Source organism: Trebonia sp. (assembly GCF_049794275.1).
Taxonomy (GTDB): domain Bacteria; phylum Actinomycetota; class Actinomycetes; order Streptosporangiales; family Streptosporangiaceae; genus Trebonia.
In genome coordinates this window covers 1-8,058 of record NZ_JBARCR010000688.1, presented here as the reverse complement: position 1 = coordinate 8,058, position 8,058 = coordinate 1, and the positions used below count along the sequence as shown (strand labels likewise).

The window sequence follows — 8,058 nt, the reverse complement described above, 5'->3', positions numbered from 1 at the left end:
GTGCCGGCCAGCCCGCAGTGGAGCGTGCTGACCGGGCCGGCCGGCGAGCACCGGGTGAGCTACCGGCCTGCCCGCGGCGCTCCCGCCGGGGTGACCGTTGACGACCTGCCGGGTGTCGTGCCGCTGTCGTGCGCGCCGTCCCTGGTTGTCATGGAGGTCGACGGCATGGTCCGGCGGTGGCGCGTGGCCCGCTACCCCGGTCCCGGCGGCGTCAGCCTTCTGGAGGTCGACGGCGACGCCGGCGCCGTGACGTTCACCGAGGCCGGCCGGTTCCTTGAACCCGGCCACGCCGCCGACTCCGGATCCCTGCGGGCACCCCTGCCCGGCACGGTCGTCGCCGTGCGCGTCGCCGTCGGCGACCAGGTCAGCGCCGACCAGGAGCTGCTGGTGATCGAGGCCATGAAGATGCAGCACGTCGTCCGTGCCGACCGGGCCGGGCGGGTGGCGGCACTGCCCGTCACGGCCGGCGCCGCGGTCGAGGTCGGTGCGGTGCTGGCCGTCCTCGCCGACGACCAACCCCAGGAGGTGTCATCGTGAGCTTCACCGAGTCCGCGGAACGGCAGGCGCTGCGCGAATCCGTCCGGCAGGTGGCACGGAAATTCGGGGTCGAGTACGCCGTCGAGCACGCTCGCCGCGGCCAGCCGATGACCGAGCTGTGGCAGGCCCTGGGGGCCGCCGGGTTCCTCGGGGTGAACCTGCCCGCGGAGTACGGCGGCGGCGGCGCCGGAATCTACGAGCTTTCTCTCGTGCTCGAGGAGGTCAGCGCCGAGGGCGCGCCGCTCATCATGATGGTGGTCTCCCCGGCCATCGTGGGAACCGTGCTCGCCAGGTACGGAACGCCGGAGCAACGGACGCGATGGCTGCCGGGCATCGCTGACGGCAGCACCGTCGTCGCCTTCGGCATCACCGAGCCAGACGCCGGGAGCAACTCGCACAACATCACGACGATCGCGCGCCAGGACGGCTCCGACTGGATCCTCACCGGCCGCAAAACGTTCGTGACCGGGGTCCCCAACGCGGATGCCGTGCTCATTGTCGCCCGCGTTCAGCACGCCAGAACCGGGCGGCTCCGGCCGGCCATGTTCCTGCTGCCGCGCGAGACCCCCGGATTCAGCTACTACCCGATCGAGATGGACATCGTCGAGACCGAGCGGCAGTGCCAGCTCTTCATCGATGACGTGCGGCTTCCCGCCGAGGCGCTGGTTGGCGGCCACGACGCGCCGTTGGAAGCCCTCTTCGCCGGCCTCAACCCGGAGCGCATCATGGGGGCTGCCACCGCCGCGGGCACCGGCCGCTTCGCGATCAACAAGGCGCGGCGCTACCTTCAGGAACGCAACGTCTGGGGCGTCCCCATCGGCGCCCACCAGGGCCTGGCCCACCCCCTCGCGCAGTGCCACATCGAGGTTGAGCTCAGCCGCCTCATGCTCGCCAAGGCAGCCACCTTGTATGACGAAGGCGACGACAAGGCGGCTGGCGAGGCCGCCAACATGGCCAAGTACGCGGCCGCGGAGGCCAGCATCCGCGCCCTGGACCAGGCCATCCAGTGCCACGGCGGCAACGGGCTCGCGGCCGACTACGGCCTCGCCATGCTTCTCGGCGCGGCGCGCATCGCCCGGGTCGCACCCGTCAGCCGGGAGATGATCCTGAACTTCGTCGCCCAGCATTCGCTCGGCCTCCCCAAGTCATACTGAGGCGGGGAGGCATATGTCCGGGATCGTGCACAGCGTGTCCGGCGACCGCATCGTGACCATCACGCTCGACTCGCCCGCCAACAGGAACGCGCTGTCGCGCCGGCTCGTCGCGCAGCTGCGGGACGCGCTCGCCGCCGCGGCGGCAGCCGGTACCGACGGCACCGTGCACGCCGTGCTGCTCACGCACACGGGAACCACGTTCTGCAGCGGCGCCGCGCTCGACGAGATGCGCGACGGTGATCCCGCGGACGGGACGCGGGCCATGCTGGCCCTGTTCCGGCAGCTGCTCACCCTGCCGATCCCGGTCGTCGCCCGGGTAGACGGCGCTGCCCGGGCGGGCGGCCTCGGCGTGCTCGGTGCGTGCGATGTCGTGCTCGCCTCGGCCCGCTCGACGTTCGCCTTCACCGAGGCGCGGCTCGGCCTGGCCCCCGCCCTGATCTCTTTGCCGCTGCGCCCGCTGCTCACCGCACGGGCCGCCGCGCGGTACTTCCTCACCGGCGAGACGTTCGGCGCGGCGGTGGCCGCGCAGATCGGGCTCGTCACCGCGGCCGGGGACGACGTGGACGCCCTCGCCTCGGACGTGCTCGACGGCCTGCGCCGCGCCGATCCCCAAGGCCTGCGCGAGACCAAGCCGCTCACCACCGGCGACCGGCTGCGCGCCATCGACGAGGAGGGGGCCGCCATGGGACAACTGTCCGCGCGGCTGTTCGCGTCCGACGTCGCGCGGTCGCACTTCTCCGCCTTCCTCGATCAGACGCACCGGAAAGGCCAGCGATGACGCCCTCCCCTGCTCCCGCCGCCACCCTGCTGCGCGACCGGCTCGATCACTGGGCAAGCACGCGCCCCGACGACACCGCCATCACTTTCGGCACACAGACCTTCACCTGGGGGCAGTGGCGGCAGCGGATCCTGCGGCTGGCCGGTGCCCTGCGCGACGCCGGGGTGCGCCCCGGCGACCGGCTGACCGTGCTGGACCTCAACCACCTCGCCACCGTCGAGCTCACACTGGCGGCGTCCGCCCTCGGTGCCGCCACCGTGCCCGCGAACTTCCGGCTGAGCCCCGACCAGATCCGCTACATTCTCGAGGATTCGCGGCCCGTGATCCTCTTCCAGGGGGCGCAGCTCGCCGACGTCGCGGCCGCCGCCGACGCGGACAGCCTGGTTCCGCGGCGGGTGGTGATCGGCGGGGACAGCGACGAGTACGAGCCGTTCCTCGCGGCCGGGCAGCCCGACGAAGGCAGCAGCAGCGTCGACCCGGACGACGTCTGTCTCGTGATGTACACCTCCGGGACCACCGGCCGACCGAAGGGCGCCCAGCTCACCCACCGCGGCGTGATCGCGCACAGCGGGGCGTGCTGCGCGACGATGTCGATCGGGCCGGACACGGTCAGCCTCGTCGCGATGCCGCTGTTTCACGTGGGCGGCTCGTGCTACGCCCAGGTCGGCATTCACGGCGGCGCGCGCACGATCTTGCTGCGAGAACCCGCGCCGGACGCGCTTTTCGGCGCGATCGCCAGCGGGGCGACCCACACCTTCATCGTCCCGACCGTCATCCACGGGGTGCTCACCGCCGGGGGGCAGGCGATCACCGCGTTCGGCGCCTTGAAGTCGATCTCTTACGGGGCCGCGCCGATGCCGCTGCCGATGCTGCGGCAGGCGCTCGACGCCTGGCCGCAGACTGACCTCGTCCAGGTCTACGGGATGACCGAGCTCTCCGGTGTGGCCACCTTGCTCACCGCCGAGGCGCACCGGGACGCCGCCCACCCCGAGCGGCTTGCCTCCGGCGGGCTGCCCTTGCCTGGCGTCGAGGCCCGCGTCGTCGATCCCGTGACGCTCGAGGATGTCAAGCCCGGCGAGAGGGGCGAGATCTGGTTTCGCTCGGCCCAGGCCATGCGCGGGTACCTCAACCGGCCGGAGGCCACCGCGGGGACGAAGACCGCCGATGGCTGGATCCGCTCCGGCGATATCGGCCGCGCCGACGACGCCGGCTTCATCTACGTCCTGGACCGGGTCAAGGACATGATCATCACCGGCGGCGAGAACGTCTACGGCCCCGAGGTCGAGAACGTGCTCAACGCCTGCCCGGGCGTCAGCGAGGGCGTGATCATCGGGATCCCCGACGACCGCTGGGGCGAGTCCGTCAAGGCCGTCGTTGTCCCCGCTCCTGGGGCGGAGTTGTCCGCCCCCGACGTCATCGCCTTCTGCCGCGCCCGGCTGGCCCACTTCCAGGCCCCGGCTTCGGTCGACTTCGTCGAAGTCCTGCCGCGCAGCGCGACGGGCAAGGTGCTCAAACGCGCCTTGCGCGAGCCTTACTGGGCCGGCCGCGAACGGGCCATCTGACCATCGACGGTCAAGAGTCGGCCCACATCGGCAGCGCATCCGGCGGCAGCGGCACGGTGAACGCGTTCAGCAGGAACGAAACGAGTGTGTAGTACCCGCACAGCGACACCAGCTCCACCATCCCGGCGTCGCCGAGAAGCCGGTGCGCCGCATCGTACGTCTCCTGGTCCAGGCGGCCGGCGTCACCGAGCTGGCGGGCGACCGTGTAGACGGCCCGTTCATCGTCGGCTTCGAACGGCGGGTCCTCGCCGCGCCCGATCGCGTCCACCACCGCGCCGGCGACGCCGTGCTCGCGCGCCATCGGCGCGTGCGCCCACCACTCGAACTCCGCCCGCCACCGCGCGCCGATCGTGATGATGGCGACCTCGGACAGCCGCCGCTCGATCGACGTGCCGAACCGCAGCGTCGCGCCGAGTGCGGACAGCCGCCGCCCGGCGTCAGGCGCCGTGACGAACGCGTTGAACGGCCCGGCCAAGGCGCCGTCGGCGGTGAGGACCTGATCGCCCCGGCCAATGACGATGCTGTCCCACAGCTGCTGGCCCTCGGGGCCCAGCTCATCGCGCCGCACATAGGGAATCCGGGACATGGGAGCTCGCTGTGTCACCGCTGCACGACCTTCTCGCCGATCGGGTGCCTGGTCACCCGGAACCGTTGTGCGCTCAGGTATCCCGGGACCCGCAGGATCTCGTGAACGTGCCGGCTCGAATACCACTCATTGAACTCGTCCTCCATGCCGGGCACCGGGTTGCTATAGACCAGCTGGATTTTGCGCACGATGAGTTCCCTTCTGATGAGGTGGAGGCGGCCGGTGATTCCCTTTCGGCCGAACGCGGCTTGATCACCACCGTAACGTGCGAACTGGAGCAAGTGACATCTAGCCAGGCGGACGGAGCAGCGAACCGATGAGCGACATAACGACTGACAGTGCGGGGCGGGTGACCGTCACCCTTATCGGCGCGGTAGCCGACGTCCGCCTGAACCGGCCCGAGAAGCGCAACGCGCTCGATCCAGCGATGTTCGAGGCGCTCGTGGTAACAGGCGAGCGCCTGAAGTCCCAGCCGGGGGTGCGCGCGGTCGTGTTGTCCGGTGCGGGACCCGACTTCTGCGCCGGGCTGGACTTCGCCTCCTTCCAGGCGATGCGTGCGGGGATGAGGCTGTCCGCGACCGCGCAGCTCCCGTCCGCCGACGGGCCGGCGAAGGCGACAGGCCAGCGCGCGGCCTACGTCTGGGCCGAGGTCCCCGTCCCGGTGATCGCGGCGCTGCGCGGCAACACGCTGGGCGGCGGCCTGCAGATCGCGCTCGGGGCGGACATCCGGATCGTCACGCCCGATGCCCGGCTGTCGGTGTTCGAGGTGGCGTGGGGCCTGATCCCGGACATGACCGGTACCCAGCTGCTGCCCGAACTGGTTGGCCGGGACGTCGCCAAGGAACTCACCTATACCGCACGGATCGTCAGCGGCGAGGAGGCCGTGCGCATCGGGCTGGCGACGCGCACCGACCCCGATCCGCTCGCCGCGGCTCTCGCCATGGCGAAGGAGATCGCCGGGCGCAGCCCGCACGCCATCCGGGCGGCGAAGCGGCTGCTCAATCTCGCCGGGCGGACCGACCTGGCGTCAGGGTTCGCGGCAGAGCAGGAGGAGATCCGCGCACTGATCGGCAGCCCGAACCAGGTGGAAGCCGTCACGGCACGCCTGGAAAAGCGCGACCCCAGCTTCGACGAGATCTGATGACCCGAAACCGCGGCCGGGCGCGTCCAAGCCAGTCCGTAGCGACCCGTAGCCGACCTCCCGTAAGCGCATGGAGAAAGGCCGTCCGCATCGGGCTCGCGACACGCACCGACCGCGTCCGCTCACCGCGCGGTTATGGTCAGCCATTTCCATGATCACGAAAATTCGTGGCTGCCATAGCGACCAAAACTCTTCGTGATCATGGACGGGACACTTGCCGTCACGAACCGCGAGTCGCCTATCGGACTAGCGGTGTGGCCCACAGGTGCGAATCTATTGGCGCTGTGGGCCACACCGCCCCAGGCGGGCAAGGAGAGCGTTGCTGGTTTCGGCGAAAACGGATAGAGCGGCAGTGCCGTCGGCTGGCTGGCGGTGCTGGATGTCAATGTCTAGAGACGTGCTTGCCGTCGGTCAGCACCGACAGCACGGCCACGGCTGATCGGCAGTCAGCCGGGTACGTTCGGGATAATTGCCTTGAATAAGCGCCGGAGGGATGACCTGTGACCGAAACCGGTGCGACCAGCGCGCCCGCGCTCGCTGAGATCGCCGACATCGGCCGCGACACCGTACGAGGCGGCTACTCGCGTCACCTCTTCGATGAGGCCGACCGGCAGCTTCGTGAGTGGTTCGTCGCGCGCGCAGCCGGGATCGGCCTGGACGTTGACCATGACCGTAACGGCAACATCTGGGCGTGGTGGGGGCCGCCCGGCCCTGGCGCGCTCGTTACCGGCAGCCACCTGGATTCGGTGCCTGGCGGCGGCGCCTTCGACGGTCCGCTGGGCGTGGTCAGCGCGCTCGACGCGGTCCAGCGGCTCATGGTCAGCGGCTTCCGGCCATCCCGTCCGGTAGCCGTCGTGGTGTTCGCCGAGGAGGAGGGCTCGCGCTTCGGCGTCGCCTGCCTCGGCTCGAAGCTGCTGTCGGGCGGACTCGCTGCCGGCACGGCGCTGGCGCTGACCGATGCCTCGGGATGCACGCTGGCCGAGGTGATGGCGGCAGCCGGACTCGACCCGGCCCGGGCCGGCCGCGACGATGCGCTGCTGTCTCGCATCGGCCTGTTCCTCGAGCTGCACGTCGAGCAAGGCCGTGGGCTGATCGACCTCGGCGTCCCCGTCGGCGTGGCCTCCAGTGTCCTCGGCCACGGCCGCTGGCGGCTCCGCTTCGCCGGTCAGGGAAACCACGCCGGCACCACCCTCATGTCCGACCGGCGCGACCCCATGGTTGCCGCGGGCGCGACGATCGCGCAGATCGCGGACCTGGCGCGGGCCCGGGCCGGTGCCCGCGCCACTGTCGGCCGCGTCGATGCCGCCCCTGGCGGTACTAACGTCATCGCGAGCCGCGTTGACGTGTGGCTGGACAGCCGCGCCGAGGAGGACGAGGTCACCCGCGCGCTCGTCGCTGAGATTGGCGCGACCGCCGCGGCACACGCTGCCGCGCAGGGATGCACGGCCGAACTGACCGAGCAGTCGTGGTCCGGCACCGTGCACTTTCCCGACGGCCCGCGGATGGCCATCCGCGAGGCACTGGGCGGCGTTCCCGCCCTGCCGACCGGCGCCGGCCACGATGCCGCCGTGCTCGCGGCAGCGGTGCCTACCGCCATGCTCTACGTTCGCAACCCCACGGGCATATCGCATGCGCCTGAAGAGTTCGCCAGCGCCGAGGACTGCGCCGCTGGCGTTGACGCGCTGGAAACCGCGCTGAGAAGCCTGGCAGGCCGGTCATGACAGGGCTGAGGCCTGGCTACCGGGCCAGGGCGCCCATCGGGTCCCAGGCGGGCAGCACGATCGGCTCGGCGTCCAGGGCGCCTTGCAGGCCGGCCGGAAGCGCGCTCTTGCGGGCGGCGATCTCGAAGACGTACTGGCCGAACCAGGAGTCGTTCATCGTGTAGAAGCCGTCCTTGCCGCGGTCGGAGCCCCAGCTGTTCTCCACGCGCCAGCGCCGGGTCACGCCGTCCAGCACATCGACCCCGGTGAAGAGCATCGCGTGCGTCATCGCGGTCTCGTGGTAGGCCAGGCGGGCGGCCTTGTCGAGGCCGAACGCGGTGTCGTAGACAGCTGGCAGGTCGTAGAGCTCGGCGTCCCAGAACGCGTAGTCGTTGCTCATCATCTTGCCGACGTCGCAGCCGAACCAGACCGGCTCACCGCCCTGGATCGTGGCCGCGGCGACATCCTTGATGACCTGCATGTCGACGTTGAGGTAGATGACCGGCGGGCCGCCGATGACGTTGCCGAGGTACTCAACGGTGAAGGTCCGGCCGATCGGGCTGGACGGGCGGGGGTCGTTGACCAGGCAGACGTAGTCGC

General features: G+C 70.9%; 9 protein-coding genes. 6 read left to right on the top strand and 3 right to left on the bottom strand.

Annotated features, from left to right (window positions below; all coding sequences use genetic code 11):
- The 4 genes from WA805_RS18415 to WA805_RS18400 all read left to right on the top strand — a co-directional run.
- Positions 1–537: biotin/lipoyl-containing protein (locus WA805_RS18415; RefSeq protein ID WP_425242940.1), on the top strand; the 537-nt coding region annotated here is incomplete at its 5' end.
- Positions 534–1,691 carry an acyl-CoA dehydrogenase family protein gene (locus WA805_RS18410; protein ID WP_425242939.1) on the top strand — a complete coding sequence of 386 codons (1,158 nt, stop codon included), beginning with the start codon at positions 534–536 and terminating at the stop codon, positions 1,689–1,691. The genes WA805_RS18415 and WA805_RS18410, both read left to right, overlap by 4 nt.
- 13 nt (positions 1,692–1,704) lie before the next feature.
- Positions 1,705–2,469 carry an enoyl-CoA hydratase family protein gene (locus WA805_RS18405; protein WP_422285039.1) on the top strand — a complete coding sequence of 255 codons (765 nt, stop codon included), beginning with the start codon at positions 1,705–1,707 and terminating at the stop codon, positions 2,467–2,469.
- A complete protein-coding gene (locus WA805_RS18400; protein WP_422281434.1) occupies positions 2,466–4,031 on the top strand; it encodes an AMP-binding protein in 1,566 nt (521 codons plus the stop codon). The genes WA805_RS18405 and WA805_RS18400 overlap by 4 nt, the downstream gene beginning before the upstream one ends.
- A gap of 10 nt (positions 4,032–4,041) precedes the next feature.
- On the opposite strand, the gene WA805_RS18395 is transcribed toward WA805_RS18400, so the two are convergent.
- Both WA805_RS18395 and WA805_RS18390 read right to left on the bottom strand, forming a co-directional pair.
- On the bottom strand, positions 4,042–4,635 hold the full coding sequence (locus WA805_RS18395; RefSeq protein WP_425242938.1) for a carboxymuconolactone decarboxylase family protein: 594 nt from the start codon (positions 4,633–4,635) through the stop codon (positions 4,042–4,044).
- Positions 4,632–4,805, bottom strand: coding sequence for a hypothetical protein (locus WA805_RS18390; RefSeq protein ID WP_422272719.1), 174 nt, complete (start codon positions 4,803–4,805; stop codon positions 4,632–4,634). Before WA805_RS18390 ends, WA805_RS18395 begins: the two co-directional genes overlap by 4 nt.
- 128 nt (positions 4,806–4,933) lie before the next feature.
- Here WA805_RS18390 and WA805_RS18385 point away from each other — a divergent pair, with 128 nt between their 5' ends.
- Together WA805_RS18385 and WA805_RS18380 are read left to right on the top strand one after the other, a co-directional pair.
- Complete coding sequence (locus WA805_RS18385) at positions 4,934–5,758, top strand: crotonase/enoyl-CoA hydratase family protein (RefSeq protein ID WP_422285035.1); 825 nt, start codon at positions 4,934–4,936, stop codon at positions 5,756–5,758.
- Between the two features lie 500 nt (positions 5,759–6,258).
- Positions 6,259–7,479 (top strand): allantoate amidohydrolase, encoded by a 1,221-nt coding sequence (locus tag WA805_RS18380; RefSeq protein ID WP_425242937.1) that lies wholly within the window; start codon positions 6,259–6,261, stop codon positions 7,477–7,479.
- Between the two features lie 16 nt (positions 7,480–7,495).
- Here WA805_RS18380 and WA805_RS18375 read toward each other — a convergent pair.
- On the bottom strand, positions 7,496–8,058 hold a 563-nt coding region (locus WA805_RS18375; protein WP_425242936.1), incomplete at its 5' end, for a C1 family peptidase.

What these genes read in the sequence shown, in the direction of transcription:
- WA805_RS18400 (WP_422281434.1), top strand. Translation starts at nt 2,466, where the DNA reads ATGACGCCCTCCCCTGCTCCCGCCGCCACCCTGCTGCGCGACCGGCTC.
- WA805_RS18385 (WP_422285035.1), top strand. Translation starts at nt 4,934, where the DNA reads ATGAGCGACATAACGACTGACAGTGCGGGGCGGGTGACCGTCACCCTT.
- WA805_RS18405 (WP_422285039.1), top strand. Translation starts at nt 1,705, where the DNA reads ATGTCCGGGATCGTGCACAGCGTGTCCGGCGACCGCATCGTGACCATC.